The sequence below is a fragment of the Nocardia vinacea genome, from assembly GCF_035920345.1.
Lineage (GTDB): Bacteria > Actinomycetota > Actinomycetes > Mycobacteriales > Mycobacteriaceae > Nocardia > Nocardia vinacea_A.
The window spans coordinates 9,254,550-9,268,171 of record NZ_CP109149.1 but is presented as its reverse complement, the minus strand read 5'-3'; the positions used below and the strand labels follow the sequence as shown (position 1 = coordinate 9,268,171).

The following is a 13,622-nucleotide window of genomic DNA, read 5'->3' as shown; positions in this document are numbered from 1 at the left end:
CGCTCAGGCGACACCTGGAGTGCCACTCCACCCGGTGTTTCTGCATTTTTGCAGACCGTACCTGCAACTTTCCCTCTTGTCTGGACACCAGTGGGACATCAATACTCGCCAAACGAGTCTTGTGCGGTGCGTCACATGCACCCGGGCAGCCTCGTGCGGAGCGAAAGATGAGGAACGACGGGATGACGTCCGGTACAGAAACCAGCCCCGAGGTTGAAGAAACCAGCCGTGAGAAGGGTCTTGCGCGAGTTGCGCAGTCGCTCGCCAGGTGGACGGAGAAGTGGTTCCCGGACGCCTACGTCGTCGCGCTGGCGGGCGTATTCATCGTGGCCGTCGCCGCACTGGCCAACGGCTCGTCACCGCGAACAATCGCGAACGCGTTCGGCGACGGCTTTTGGGATCTGACCGCATTCACCCTGCAGATGGCGATGGTGGTGCTCACCGGATACGTCATCGCCACCTCCCCACCCGTCGCCCGGCTCATCGACCGGCTGGCCACCTTGCCGCAAACCGCCAGCAGCGCAGTAAGTTTCGTTGCGTTCCTCTCGATGTCGATATCGTTTCTGAACTGGGGACTCAGCCTGGTTTTCGGCGGTCTGCTGGCCCGCGCGATCGCCCGTCGGGCCGATCTACGCGTGGACTATCGCGCGCTGGGCGCCGCGGCGTTCATGGGGTTGGGCGCGGTGTGGGCGCTGGGAATATCCTCCTCGGCCGCGCAGCTGCAGGCCACCGCCACCTCTTTGCCTCCGGCCCTGTTGAAGGTCACCGGCGTCCTCGACTTCGGGCACACGATCTTCACGTGGCAGTCCCTGCTCATGTGCGCCATCATCATGGCGCTCACTGTGCTGATCGCGCACTTCTCCGCGCCGAAGGACGCAGCGATCAAGACCGCGCAGGAACTGGACGTCGATCTGGATGACCATCCCGCGGAAGTGGCTCCACGCTCCCGCCCCGGGGAATGGCTCGAGTACAGCCGTATCCTGCCGATCCTGGCCGCGGTGTTGACGGTGGGCTGGTTGATCTCCCAGCTCACCAGCAAACCGGTGCTTACCGTGGTCAGCAGCCTGAATGGTTACCTGCTCGTCTTCCTCATGCTGGGCTTGGTGCTCCACGGGACCCCGCGCAAGTTCTTGCAGGCCATCTCCCTCGCCGTACCCGCCACGGCCGGAATTCTCGTCCAGTTCCCGCTGTACGCCGCCATGGCCGCGATCCTCACCAAAGCCAAGGGCAGCGGCGGCCTCACCATCTCCGAACACCTCGCCCACTTCTTCACGAGTATCGGCGGCGGTGGAAGCTTTGCCATCGTCATCGCCCTCTACACCGTGGTACTCGGCGTCTTCGTCCCGTCCGGCGGTGGAAAATGGCTGGTCGAAGCACCCTATGTCATGCAGGCATCGACCGATGTGCACATGAACCTCGGCTGGACGGTACAGATCTACAACGTGGCCGAGGCACTGCCGAACCTCGTCAACCCGTTCTTCATGCTGCCGCTGCTGGCAGTCCTCAAACTGCGGGCGCGCGACCTCGTCGGATTCACGTTCCTGCAGTTCCTGTTCCACCTGCCGGTGGTGCTGCTTCTCGTATGGCTGCTCGGAATGACATTCGAATACGTGCCACCGATCCTGCCCGCCACCCCGTGACCTCTGGTCCAGCGGACGTGCGCACCTTTCCCGCACATCGGCGTATTCGATTGCCTCTTCGGCGATCTCACGACCATGGACCTCGACGAGCACCTCCCGCTACCGGGCGAGAAAGTGCCAGCCGACCCACGCCCACGCGAGCACAGCGACAATCCTCACCAACCGATTGCGCGTGAGGTACGCAATCGTTTCCCCCACGGGCGCGACCAAATCCCGGCGCACATGCGTAACCACGACCACGCCGAGCGCGACCACCAGTACCACTACGAACCCGATGATGACGATCACCCGATCGCTCATCTCGAAACCAGCCACCAGCCCGCACCCAGCCATACCAGCCATCCGGCGAACCGCAGCGGCAACTGCTCGAGTGCCGGATCCAGCAGCGTCGACAAAGTCGGGTGTAGATCGTTGGGCCGCGTCCAATCCGGTTGCCGCACAAAGGCATACACTTCCCACACCGACGCGACGACCAGCAGCGTCGACCAAACGACCACCCCGCGCCGCAGCCGGGCGGTGCGTGGAATCTGCTCGAGTCTGGTGCGGAACGCCAGCACAGATACCACGACCACCGGCACCACCACCAGCACGGTTGCCGGCCAACTGAACGGCCGCGTCACGGCCCCACCCGCCGCCAGCACAACACCGACGACCAGCAGCAGCATTCGCCGCCGGAATGGTCGTGCCAGTTCCCCTGTCACCTGGGCAGAATAAGCTCTGAGCACCGAATTCGGGCATATTCAGTAGCGGACACCGCGGCCGTATCGCTGGCCACGCACGCCGATCTCACATACGACGGCACGGTTCGAGTCCCGCGTCGCGTGCCGCCAACACGGCCTGTGCTCGATCACGCAATTGCAGTTCGGCGAAGCGGGGTCTTCACGGTCGCCATGCTGATGAACAGTTTCTCGGCTATCTCGATGTTGGTCCGACCGGCGCCGATCAGCGCGAGAATCTCGGACTCACGACCGCTCTGATCCAGGGCGCCATCAACCAGCCCGCCGATTGAGCATCGATGAAACCATTCAGTTCGCAGTTCACTCACCCTAAGGAGAACCATGCTCGCAGTAACCGCCGATGTGACCGTCAAGGATGGGTCCGGCCCCGAGTTCGAATCCGTCGTCGCCGACCTGGTCACCCAGGTCCGGGCCAACGAACCCGGCAATCACGCCTACCAACTGGTTCGCTCCCAGGCCGATCCCAACAGTTACCGTTTCTTCGAAATCTATTCCGATAAGGAAGCTTTGGACGCCCACAGCCGCTCCGACCACTTCCGCGCCGCCGGCAAACTCATGGCGCCACTTTTGGCCGCACCCCCGAAGCTCGAGTTCTTCGACACGCTCTGAACCCCACCCTCTGCGGACCCAAAGCGTCCGCAGAGGGTCATCCAGCTCGCCGCACGTACATCCGCCGAATGAATGCTTCGGCGGCCGGGATGGACGCAGTGTCTCAGCGGGAGCTGATACCCGCTGTATGTCCGAATCAGTTCTCACGAGGAGGCCGGCAGCAGTCGTAATTCCGCTGATCCACGATTACGACGGCACCGAATCACCCAGCCGGCTGGTCGGGCACGTTCTGGTGGGGCGGCTGCTCGGGCTGCGTCTGCTCTGGGCTGGGCCGCTGTGGATGAGGCTGCTCGAGCAGAGGCTCATCGGGCGAAGGCACGTGCGGCGGAGGCGGCGCGGGCAGTGAGTAGTCGGACCGGGTCACCGTCGCCGACGTAGCGCCGACGTTCGCGATCGCAGTTCCCCCGAGCACGAGCGCCAGTGGAACCACTCCCGCCACGACAATCGAGATCATCTTCTGTCGACGCGGGTCGGGAGTCCTTTGTTTGCTTGTGCCCATAGACATATCCTTTTCATACGAAAAGAGATTTTGAACTCAAATATTTCCATCCGACAGCCATATCCGAAACTTCGGACTATCTCTGAGCATAGGTGACAGTTTGCCGCATGTCTATGGCACCTGTTCGATACGTATGAATATTATCGTCGATGAATTAGATAACCTGCGACGCTGAATAAGACGGGCGATTACGGTGGCTGCAGATGCACACATCTCGGACTCGCGATCAGGTGAGCGGCGACGTTGCGCCGTTCACGCAGGTCAACGGTGGCACACCTGTCACGAGAACCAGATCCCACCCGGCCGCCGGGACTTGACTTTTCGGTCTACCGCATCGCTGATCCGACATCCGAAATTTCGATTCGTATCGGTTTGCCTGCTAATTGTTCGGACTTATTTTTCGGTTCGTCACCGGGCTGACCGTCGCGGAAAGCAAGGGACCGATCGGGAGAGCCTCAAATCGGCTCGATGACGCTCTTCCGCAGGTGCCCGTAGACCACCGAGGTGCGTACGTCCGCGAGTTCCTGCCGCACGGTCAGCTTGTCCAGGACCACCGCGTGCAGATGGTCGGTGTCGCGAACCGCCACATGGAGCAGGAAGTCCTCGGTGCCCGTGAGCACGAAGACTCCGATCACCTCGGGCATCCGCGCCACGAAGGCCTGGAACTGCTCGATGATCGCACGCGTCGGCGGCCGTACCCGCACCGCGATGATCGCCTGTAGCCCCCGGCCGATCGAGGGGAGGTCCACCTCGGCGTGAAATCCGAGCAGCACACCGCGTTCACGGAGGGAGCGCACCCGCTCCAGGCACGTGGAGGGCGCAATGCCCAACTCCTGTGCCAGATCCCGATTGGTGCGCCGACCGTCTTGCTACAGAAGCCGCAGCAACGCCGAATCTAGTTCGTCCATGTTCCGTCTCACTCATAAAGGGCCGAATTTCGTTCGGCAAGCGTGCCATGCTCCCGGACTAATTGCTAGCTTGCTCCCGGTAGTTCCGTTCATGATGCGCTTCTCCACGATGCGGTCGGGCGGGGATCAGAAGTTCGGATGGGAAGGGGAATCAGGGGTGGACGAGCGGAGGACCAGGATCTTGGCGATCTGTTCCATCGTGACGGCCGCACTGTTCTGGAGCAGTTCGTACGCGGTGACCAAGCAGGTGCTGGCGGACGTCGGGCCGTTGACCATCGGGGCCATCCGCTTCACGCTCGCCGCCGTGCTGCTCGGGATCATGGTGCGCATGCGCCGCAACCCGGTCGCGCGACCGGATGCCCGGCAGCGGCGGATGATCTACCTGAGCGGCGTGCTCGGCATCACGGTCTACTTCGTGCTGGAGAACATCGGCGTCGAACTGTCGACCGCCTCCGACGCCTCTTTGATCGTGGCCACCTACCCGCTGATGACCATGCTCGTGGAGCTGGTGGTCTTCCGGGCCGGCATGCCGCTACTGCGGGTCGGCGGCGTGCTGCTCGCCACGGCGGGAGCCTTCCTGGTCGTGCGCAACGGGGCGGAAGTCGGAGGCAGCGGGCGCTGGTTCGGCGATGTCCTGCTGCTGCTCGGCGGGCTGGTGTGGGCCGGGTACAACGTGCTGGGCAAGTACGCGGGGCGCGGGCAGGACGCGGTGAATCTCACCTACTACCAGACCATGGCGGGTGCCGCCGGCTTTCTACTCGCCTCGCTCCTCGAGATCGGGGACTGGCGGGTACCGGACGCTACGGCATCGGCGCTGCTCGCCTATCTCGCCGTGGCATGTTCCGTCGGCGGCTTTCTTCTCTACAACTACGGTCTGCGCCGGATGACCTCCAGCGTCGCGGTCAACATCCTCAACCTGGTACCGGTATTCGGTGTGCTCGGTGCCGTGACGATCAACGGCGAGACGGTCCGGCTCGGGCAGGTCTTCGGCGGCGTGATCATCGTCGCCGGTGTGACAGTCGGGTTGATCGAGCGCCGAACGGCGGTCGAGAAAGCCGCGGTTTCCGAGCCGATCCCAGTCGGCGAGTGCGCCTACGGCCACACATGCGCCGAGGCTGCTCATGGATCGACGTAGTCCATTGCGCGCCAAACGGATACAAACGTTATGGCGCGAAACTCAATGCACGAAGGCGCCTTTCGGTGACTGCAACGCAATCGCGTCACGCGATGCCGAGTCCGCCAGCGCCGAGGTCATGCGCAAGCAGTCTTCGGAGATCTCGAAATCCTTCGCGATCCGCTTCAGCGGCCCGTGGCTCTTGCGGGCCCCAGCGACCACGTAGCGGTCCACCTCTCGGGCTCACCCGCTCGGGTGCCGCCCCATCAAAAAGCACGAAATCTGCTCGGTCGCAGCAGGAATACGGTCTTGACCCTCGACCGACACGCCATTAGGGTTCTCTCAATTATTCGTCAATTTATATCGAATAATCGATAAATTCCAGATCCCGCTTTCGGTGGCGCTGGCGTACACGCGGCGTACGCCACACGGAGAGGTACGTCGTTGTCCTTGATAGGCAGGTGCTTCGGGCGCATCGGCGTGTGGGCAAGGGCTTGGATCGCTGTCGCGATGCTTATGGTCCTCGCGCTGGTGGTTCAGGTTCCTGCGGTGGCGGTACGCCACATGTCCGAGGTGACGGCGGGGACTATTTGCCCGGATGACGAGCTCGCCGCTGCGCCGGAGTGGGCACCGTCGAGCGGCGCGGTCGATGCCGCCTACGATCGGCATCCCTTCGTGGGCAACGGCTATCTCGGGTTGCGGGTGCCCCCGCGTGGTATGGGCTACGCGGGGACGGACCAATTGAGTGGTTGGCCGCTGTACACGCCACGCTATGACGGCGCGTTCGTTGCCGGACTGTACGGTCACACACCGACCGTCGCCGCGGACCGAGAGGTGGCGGCGGCCATTCCGAACTGGTCGGGCCTCACCGTCGGTGTCGGCGACGAGAAGTACTCCGGCGCAACACCGGCGGCGCAGATCACGAATCTCGCGCAGACGGTGCACCAGCGGTGCGGGCTGGTACGCACCTCCCTCACCTGGACCACACGGGACGGCAAGACCACCGATCTGGTGTACGAGGTGCTAACCGATCGCGTCGATCAGCATGTCGGGGCGGTGCGGCTGACGATGGTGCCGCACTGGTCCGGTCAAGTCACCGTCAGCGATGTGCTCGACGGTGCCGGTGCACGGCGAATGACGCAGATCGACGGTGGTGCGCGCGGCGAGGACGGTATCGGTGTCGGCTTCCGAACCGATGGCAACGCAGTCACCGGTGCGGTCGCTTCGGTGTTACGCACGACAGCATCGACAGCACAGCAGGTTTCGCCAGCACTCGGATTGAGTATCGGCCGGGAGGCGCGGTGGGAGGCGCGGGCGGACGAGACCTACGAGGTGACGAAGTTCGTCGGTGTCGACACAACGCTCACCGCCCCGGATTCTGCGACTGCGGCGTTCGACGCCGCGCGTCGAGCCGCGGACAAGGGCTGGTCGCGGCTGCTCGCCGACACAGCGGCGGCGTGGCGGGAGCTATGGCGGGGCGAGGTTGTCATACCGGATGCTCCCGAAATCCAGGCTTGGGTGCGTGGCGCGCTGTATTCGCTGTATTCGAGCACGAATTCCGGGCAGGACAACAGCATTTCACCGGTTGGGCTCAGTAGCGACAACTATGCGGGCGCGGTGTTCTGGGATGCCGATACCTGGATGTTTCCGACGCTGTTGCAGTTCGCGCCCGAGCTGGCGAAATCGGTTGTGGAGTACCGGTACAAGACGCTGCCGGCAGCGCAGGCCAATGCGCGGCTGCTCGGTTTCCGTGGCGCGTTCTATCCATGGACCAGCGCCAGCCGCGGCGATCTGGCCGAATGTCTCAGCTGGCTGCCGCCGCACTGCCTGAACCAGGTTCATCTGCAGGGTGATATCTCCCTGGCGGCCTGGCAGTACTATCTCGCCACCGGCGACGATGATTATCTACGCACCCGCATCTGGCCGGTCATGCGCAATGTGGCCGAATTCTGGGCCTCGCGTGTCACGCCGAATCCGGACGGCAGCTACTCCATCAACGATGTCGCAGGCCCCGACGAATACAGCAACGGCGTACGAGACGGGGTTTACACCAATGCTGTGGCCGCGCTTGCCCTGCGCAATGCCGCACACGCCGCCGATCTCCTGCGCGAACCCAGCCCACCGGAATGGACCACCATCGCCGACCGGCTGCGCATACCGTTCGACCCCGCACGGCAGACCTTCCTGCAGTACGACGGCTATCCGGGCACACCGATCAAACAAGCCGACGCCGCGCTTCTGATCTATCCCCTGGAATGGCCCATGTCCCAAGAGGTTTCCGAGCATACGCTCGACTTCTACGCCGAACGCACCGATCCCGGCGGCCCAGCCATGACCGACTCGATACACGCCATCGCCGCCGCGGCGGTCGGGCGCCCCGGCTGCGCGACCAAAACCTATGTCGAACGTGCGGTGCGCTCATTCATGCGCGCACCGTTCGGGCAATTCTCGGAGTCGCGGGGTGTCGGGGGCCTCGCGGAAATCCTGAGCGCACCAGCGTTCACGTTCGTTACCGCGGCTGGGGGATTCCTGCAGTCTTTCACCAACGGACTGCTGGGGCTGCGCCTGCGCGAGGACAGGATCCGTATCGACCCCTTGCTATCGCCGGAACTGAAATCCGGAGTGTCCATCCACGGAATGCACTGGCAGGGGAGAACTTTCGACGCCGAACTCGGACCCGACCGCACAACCATCACCCTCACCGACGGTGCGCCGATGCAGGTCGAAACCTCGACCGGCGTCGACCTCGTCAGTGCCGACCAGCCATTGACCGTCACGACTCGGCGACCGGATCTGGACCACAGCGAAAACCTCGCCCGATGTACATCTGTTACCGCATCTTCCGAGGAACCGGGCCGATACGCCGCTGCGGCAGTCGATGGCAGTCTGGCCACCGGTTGGGCGCCCGAGGGCACCCGAGCAAACCTCACGGTCGATCTGGGCACCGATCATCCCATCAGCAGAATCCTCCCGCGCTGGGCCGAGCACGCACCGACGTACACAATCACAGCATCCACCGATAACCACACCTGGACACCAGTCACCACCGACCGCGCAACCGGCACAGTACAAAACTCACTTACCGCCCGCTACGTACGCCTCCAGGTCACCAGCCCCAACCCCACAACCCATCCCACTGTCCAAGAACTGGAAATATCCGGCACACCACACTGACATGGACTATCGCTAAGGTTTTTCGGGCGTGTTCCGCCCTTGTCCCGCATTGCGTGGATTCACATCAGTGGTTTGCTATACCGAATTCAAGGCAGCCGGTAGTTAATACGCCTTCGAATTACTGTAAAGGTTCGACCAGGAATTCAATTGATCTTTTCGGTAAAGACATCGAGAACGCGGCGTGAAGTCCGATCCTGTCATCGGTTCGCCTCGAACAGAAAGGCGGGAGACCATGTGCGTGGTCTCCCGCCTTTGCCGTGATTACCAGGGGCCGATGATATCCGTGACTTTCTGGACGATCTCCGCGAGCGGAACGTTTACCTGGATTACCGTGCCGTCGTCAGGGTCGATCAGATCCAGGCGGGTGCGGGTGAGCTTGGAATACTTGACCACCCACTTACCGTTGACCTTTACATAGCGATCGTGGTAATTGCCATAGCCGTGGACCCCGAGAGTCCCGCCGAAAATAAGCACATCCTCCATCCTCCAGTCGGCCTCGGCAGACGTCGCGGACGTCAGCTGGATCGCCGGGTCGAAGCCCTGATGGTGCGTATTGGCGCCACCGATTGTGAGCTTCAGGAAGGCGATGAACGGGTCCCTACCGACAAGGATGGGGCCACCGCTGCCCGTGGTGTCCACCACGACGTCCGGAGCGAGGAGTTCGCGCAGCGCGGTCCAGTTTTTCGCATCAATATTTGCGAAGTAGCTGGTCTTGAGCTGCTTGATCGCTTCGATATCTGCGGTCGCGTCGGTCGTCGAGAAGACGCCCGGGAAAGCGGCCGGCGGCGACGGCTCGGCGTTGGCGACCGAGATGCCGACGGCGCCGAGCATTGTTGCCGTGCTCAACGCGACAGCGGTGCGCAGTACACTCCGCCCGCTCGGTCCGGGAGGGAACCGACGATGGATTTCTACAGACATATCTCTTCTCTTCTTTGAGTGGATGTCTCGATAATTTGGTCAGTTGCGGATGATCGGCAGGACCGAGCAACTCAGGCGCTTTGGTCCGTGCGGAACCCGATCGGTGATGTCTTTATGAATCCGGAAGCATTTCCTCCACTCGGCGTGCGGCACCCGTGGTTCATTTCGTGCATTGCTGCATTTCTGAACCGAAGAAGCTCGAGGAGATTCACCTCGAGTAATAGGAGGTATATATAACTGATGCCGCACGTTGGGTACATTTTTAGCACCGAGAAAGAAAAGGTTGAAGAAATAGAACTTGTACGGAACAGGGAATTCTCCAGCTGAACCGCGAGAGCGGGTCGGCGCGCTTTCATCCCGCTCACCGGGAGGCGGATTTGACAGAGCGGGCCACGGGATCGCAACCGACGCGGCGGTAAACCAGCACCAGTACCGCATGCTGTCGATTGCCTCTATGTCGATCGGGCAAATGCAGAGGCTATCAATGCGCCGGTTACTGAATATATAGCATGCAACTCCGGTTTAAGCACTTCGGTCACCGGAAATTTCCGTTTACCGAGATATGACGTATCGGAACTTTCGAACCTCGTTCAGCGCATCGGGTCGAAACCACCGTTGGATCCCCGGTCCCCCTCTTGCCGGGACTCGTCGATGACCCAGGCGGCGATCTGAGTGCGGGAGGTAAAGCCGAGTTTGCTCAGGATGTGTTCGACATGGTGCTGTGCGGTGCGTTGGGAGAGCACGAGTTTCGCGGCGATCTGTTTGTTGGTGAGTCCTTGCGCGACGAGGTGCGCGACCTCCAGTTCGCGCTTGGTCAATGACGTGCCGGAATCGCGTGGGGTGGTACCCGGCGGTTCCCCCAGGGCGTAGGCCACTGCGGCGTTCATCCCCATGGCTTGTCCGCGCTGGAAGGCGGCCTCGAATCCTCGGTCGCCGAGTGCGCGACGCACGAGGCGCTCGCATTCGTCGTGATAGTGGGAGAGCTCCGTGAAAAAAGTTGTGACACCCGAGGCGGAGCGCAGCAGGTGTTCGGCGGCGCCCATCAGGATGGCCGCACGTTCACCATTGTCATCGGCACCGGTCCAGGCCAGTCCCTCGATGGCCATTGCCGCGATGACAGGGCTGCGGACGCGCCGGTTGGCTCGTAGTGATTCCAGTAGTAACTCTTGTGCGCGGGACTTTTCGCTCTGCTGCCATACGATGATGGCGATGCCCCACAGTGTGGTCGATCGAAACAGCGATTCGCCGCACGCTTGGGTGATGGCAAGTACCTGCTCGTGATACCGGATCGCCCGTCCGGTGTCTCCCTGGAGTGCGTGTGCCCATCCGAGGTTGGTCAACGTGGAGATATATACAGGTCCTCGCGCGTTGGCTTCGAATACCGCGAGGGTGGGTTCGAGTACGGATATCGCCTGACCGAGTTCACCTCGAAACAGTGCCAGCGTTCCCTCGGCGGCCGTGGCCAGCGCTTTGGTGGTGGGTGCGGGGTCCTGTTCGGCGAGGGTGCGCGCCTGCTCGACGAGGGTGGCCGCGTATTGCAGGTTTCCCTGTACCGCAGCCATGTACGTGCTCGTATGCAGTGCTTTGACGCGATCCGGTATCGAGTGCGCGGCCGGGTGGGCCAGGAGGCGGTCGAGCCAGCGTCGGCCTTCACCGAACCGTCCTCGGAAGCTCCAGAAGACGAATAACGCTGCGGCGATACGCAACCCGGCATGCGCCGACTCCGGGGTAGCGTCGGACACACAGAATTCGAGCGCTTCTCGCATATTCGGTTGTTCGCGGTCCAGGCGAGCGAGCCAGCTCAGCTGCCGGTCGCTGATCCACCCCGCCTCGGCATCCAGCGCCAACCGCTGATACCAATCACGGTGTCGTCGACGCAGATCCTCGTGTTCGTCGATCTCCTGCAACTTCTCCCGACCGTAGTCGCGCATCGTCTCGAGCATTCGGAAGCGCACGACGCCTTCGGGTTCCTCCCGGATCACGATCGACTTGTCCACCAGGGAGGACAGTGCGTCCAGCAGACTCTCCGGCGCCAACTCGGCACCACACACGCATTCGGCGGCGTCGAGCTCGAAGCCACCGGCGAATACCGTCAGCCGAGCCCACACCCGCTGCTCGACCGGTGTGCACAGCTGGTAGCTCCAGTCGATGCACTCTCGTAGCGTCTGTTGCCGGGTTGGTGCGGTGCGACTACCGCGGGTGAGCAGCGCGTACCGATCAATGAGCCGCTGCAGGATCTGGTGCGGCGACATCGCGCGCATCCGTGCCGCCGCGAGTTCGACCGCCAGCGGCAATCCGTCCAGCCGCGAACAGATACCGGCCACGGCGGCCTTGTTGTCCTCGGTGAGTTCGAAGCCCGGCACCACTGCGGCGGCGCGGTCGGCGAACAATGTCATGGCATCGTATTTGGGCAGTCCGCGCAGCGACGGTTCACCGTCGGGGTCCGGCACGGTCAGCGGCAACACCCGCAGTACCGCTTCCCCGGCGATGTCGAGCGGTTCGCGGCTGGTGACGAGAATCCGCAGACCCGGACAAGCCATCAGCAACGTCTCGACCAGCTCCGCGGAAGCCGCCAATGCCTGCTCGCAGTTGTCCAGAACGAGCAGCGTTTCCCGGGATTGCAGGAACTGGACCAGCACGTCATGCGTCGACCGGGCCGAATCGTCCCGCAGGCCCAAGGCGGCCGCCACGACGTCGATCAGCATCGACGGGTCGCGCACGTCAGCCAGTTCGACAACCCGGACCCCATCGGCGAAATCGCGTCGAACGCTCGTCGCCGCTCGCAGCGCCAGCCGGGTTTTGCCGACGCCACCGATCCCGGCCAGCGTCACGAGTCGGCAGGTGGACAGCAGATTCTTCACCTCGGCCGTCTCGGTGCGGCGGTCGACGAAACTGGTGAGTTCCAGCGGCAGCTCGCCGACGCTGCCGCGTTCTCCAGCCGTCGGCGGCGGACCCCATTCCCGCATCGCCGAGGTGTAGTCCAGCGGCTCTGGGGCTGGTTTCACATGCAGCGCCATCTCGCCGACCGGGTATCTGTGGCGCAGCTGTACCTGCCGGAGGGCCTCACCTATTCCAGTCGCCGACGGCCGCTGCTGCGGATCCCGTTGCATCGCCGATTCCACCACTGCCGACAAGTCGTCGGGTATGCCGCTCTCGCGCAGGTCCGGCACCGGCTGGCTGGTGATCCGCAGGAACTGGGCAACTACTTGTTCACCGCTGCGGCGTTCGAAGGCGGCATGCCCGGTGAGCGCGCAAAACAGGGTCGAACCGAGCCCGTAGATATCCGCAGCCGACGTCGGGGCGTCGCCACCGAGAACCTCGGGCGCGGTGAATGCCGGGGACGCGGTCACGACGCCCGTGGCCGTTCGGAATCCGTCGGCAATGCGGGCAATACCGAAATCGGTCAACGCCGGCTCGCCGTAATCGGTGAGCAGAATATTGCCCGGCTTCACGTCGCGATGCACGATGCCGAGCCGATGCGCGCTCTCGAGCGCACCCGCGACCTTCACCCCGATCCACAACACCGTCTGCACCGGCAACGGTCCCTGCCGACGGATCCACGCATCCAGCGAATCCAAAGGGTGATACGGCATCACCAGATAGGGACGCCCGCCTTTGGTGACACCCACTTGGAGCACGGTGACGATATTCGGATGTCCGGTCAGCCGCCCCATCGCCCGCTGCTCGCGAAAGAACCGCTCCTGGTTGTCCTCGTCGAGCTCGGCGGTCAGCACCTTCACCGCCACTGTGCGGTCCAGCGCCACCTGCCTGCAGCGATAGACCTCACCGAAACCGCCACGCCCGACCTCTTCGGCGTCCTCGAATCCGGACGCGCTCAAATCATCCGCGACGGATGTGACCGCGTCGCGGCGGGTCCGAAGTGGATCATCGGCTGTCATCAGCGGTGTGTAATCCACTCGGCAGGTACGCGAACACCCGGCGCCATGCGCTCCCTTTCGACATACCCAGCGTATCGCCAGCAAAGGTGAATGGTCCGCACGTCCGCACGGATTACGTTCCTCG

General features: G+C 63.1%; 11 protein-coding genes and 1 pseudogene. 4 read left to right on the top strand and 8 right to left on the bottom strand.

Going from position 1 to position 13,622, the window contains the following annotated elements; all coding sequences use genetic code 11:
- The first annotated feature begins 182 nt into the window (after nt 1-182).
- The gene (locus OIE68_RS41980) at nt 183-1,640 is read left to right on the top strand and encodes a short-chain fatty acid transporter (RefSeq protein ID WP_327096426.1); all 1,458 of its coding nucleotides are present in this window, start codon (nt 183-185) and stop codon (nt 1,638-1,640) included.
- A gap of 99 nt (nt 1,641-1,739) precedes the next feature.
- Here the strand turns inward: OIE68_RS41980 and OIE68_RS41975 are convergent, their stop codons facing one another.
- The 3 genes from OIE68_RS41975 to OIE68_RS41965 all read right to left on the bottom strand — a co-directional run bounded on the left by OIE68_RS41975 (nt 1,740) and on the right by OIE68_RS41965 (nt 2,685).
- Nucleotides 1,740-1,940 carry a DUF6186 family protein gene (locus OIE68_RS41975; RefSeq protein ID WP_327096425.1) on the bottom strand — a complete coding sequence of 67 codons (201 nt, stop codon included), beginning with the start codon at nt 1,938-1,940 and terminating at the stop codon, nt 1,740-1,742.
- Nucleotides 1,937-2,341: a hypothetical protein gene (locus tag OIE68_RS41970; RefSeq protein WP_327096424.1), complete on the bottom strand. Its 405-nt coding sequence runs from the start codon at nt 2,339-2,341 to the stop codon at nt 1,937-1,939. The genes OIE68_RS41975 and OIE68_RS41970 overlap by 4 nt, the downstream gene beginning before the upstream one ends.
- 146 nt (nt 2,342-2,487) lie before the next feature.
- Nucleotides 2,488-2,685 (bottom strand): helix-turn-helix transcriptional regulator, encoded by a 198-nt coding sequence (locus tag OIE68_RS41965; protein WP_327096423.1) that lies wholly within the window; start codon nt 2,683-2,685, stop codon nt 2,488-2,490.
- Between the two features lie 13 nt (nt 2,686-2,698).
- Between OIE68_RS41965 and OIE68_RS41960 the strand changes: the two genes are divergently transcribed.
- A complete protein-coding gene (locus OIE68_RS41960) occupies nt 2,699-2,986 on the top strand; it encodes a putative quinol monooxygenase (protein WP_327096422.1) in 288 nt (95 codons plus the stop codon).
- Nucleotides 2,987-3,940: 954 nt separating this feature from the next.
- On the opposite strand, the gene OIE68_RS41955 is transcribed toward OIE68_RS41960, so the two are convergent.
- Both OIE68_RS41955 and OIE68_RS41950 read right to left on the bottom strand, forming a co-directional pair.
- Entirely contained in the window at nt 3,941-4,234 is a 294-nt protein-coding gene (locus OIE68_RS41955; protein ID WP_419150848.1) for an Lrp/AsnC family transcriptional regulator, read from the bottom strand.
- A 33-nt stretch (nt 4,235-4,267) separates the two neighbouring features.
- Nucleotides 4,268-4,342: pseudogene (locus OIE68_RS41950) on the bottom strand (winged helix-turn-helix transcriptional regulator); the annotation flags it as partial.
- Nucleotides 4,343-4,550: 208 nt separating this feature from the next.
- Between OIE68_RS41950 and OIE68_RS41945 the strand changes: the two are divergent.
- Nucleotides 4,551-5,528, top strand: coding sequence for a DMT family transporter (locus OIE68_RS41945; RefSeq protein WP_327096421.1), 978 nt, complete (start codon nt 4,551-4,553; stop codon nt 5,526-5,528).
- Nucleotides 5,529-5,570: 42 nt separating this feature from the next.
- On the opposite strand, the gene OIE68_RS41940 is transcribed toward OIE68_RS41945, so the two are convergent.
- The gene (locus OIE68_RS41940; RefSeq protein WP_327096420.1) at nt 5,571-5,741 is read right to left on the bottom strand and encodes a hypothetical protein; all 171 of its coding nucleotides are present in this window, start codon (nt 5,739-5,741) and stop codon (nt 5,571-5,573) included.
- 330 nt (nt 5,742-6,071) lie between these two features.
- On the opposite strand from OIE68_RS41940, the gene OIE68_RS41935 reads away from it, so the two are divergent.
- Entirely contained in the window at nt 6,072-8,681 is a 2,610-nt protein-coding gene (locus OIE68_RS41935) for a discoidin domain-containing protein (RefSeq protein ID WP_327096419.1), read from the top strand.
- 261 nt (nt 8,682-8,942) lie between these two features.
- On the opposite strand, the gene OIE68_RS41930 is transcribed toward OIE68_RS41935, so the two are convergent.
- Both OIE68_RS41930 and OIE68_RS41925 read right to left on the bottom strand, forming a co-directional pair.
- A complete protein-coding gene (locus tag OIE68_RS41930) occupies nt 8,943-9,512 on the bottom strand; it encodes a nuclear transport factor 2 family protein (protein WP_327096418.1) in 570 nt (189 codons plus the stop codon).
- Nucleotides 9,513-10,189: 677 nt separating this feature from the next.
- Nucleotides 10,190-13,498, bottom strand: coding sequence for a protein kinase domain-containing protein (locus tag OIE68_RS41925; protein WP_327096417.1), 3,309 nt, complete (start codon nt 13,496-13,498; stop codon nt 10,190-10,192).
- Nucleotides 13,499-13,622 lie beyond the last annotated feature (124 nt).

Coding starts and splice junctions, on each gene's coding strand:
- OIE68_RS41975 (WP_327096425.1), bottom strand. CDS start 1,940: ATGAGCGATCGGGTGATCGTCATCATCGGGTTCGTAGTGGTACTGGTG.
- OIE68_RS41930 (WP_327096418.1), bottom strand. CDS start 9,512: ATGCTCGGCGCCGTCGGCATCTCGGTCGCCAACGCCGAGCCGTCGCCG.
- OIE68_RS41925 (WP_327096417.1), bottom strand. CDS start 13,498: ATGACAGCCGATGATCCACTTCGGACCCGCCGCGACGCGGTCACATCC.
- OIE68_RS41980 (WP_327096426.1), top strand. CDS start 183: ATGACGTCCGGTACAGAAACCAGCCCCGAGGTTGAAGAAACCAGCCGT.
- OIE68_RS41960 (WP_327096422.1), top strand. CDS start 2,699: ATGCTCGCAGTAACCGCCGATGTGACCGTCAAGGATGGGTCCGGCCCC.
- OIE68_RS41935 (WP_327096419.1), top strand. CDS start 6,072: ATGTCCGAGGTGACGGCGGGGACTATTTGCCCGGATGACGAGCTCGCC.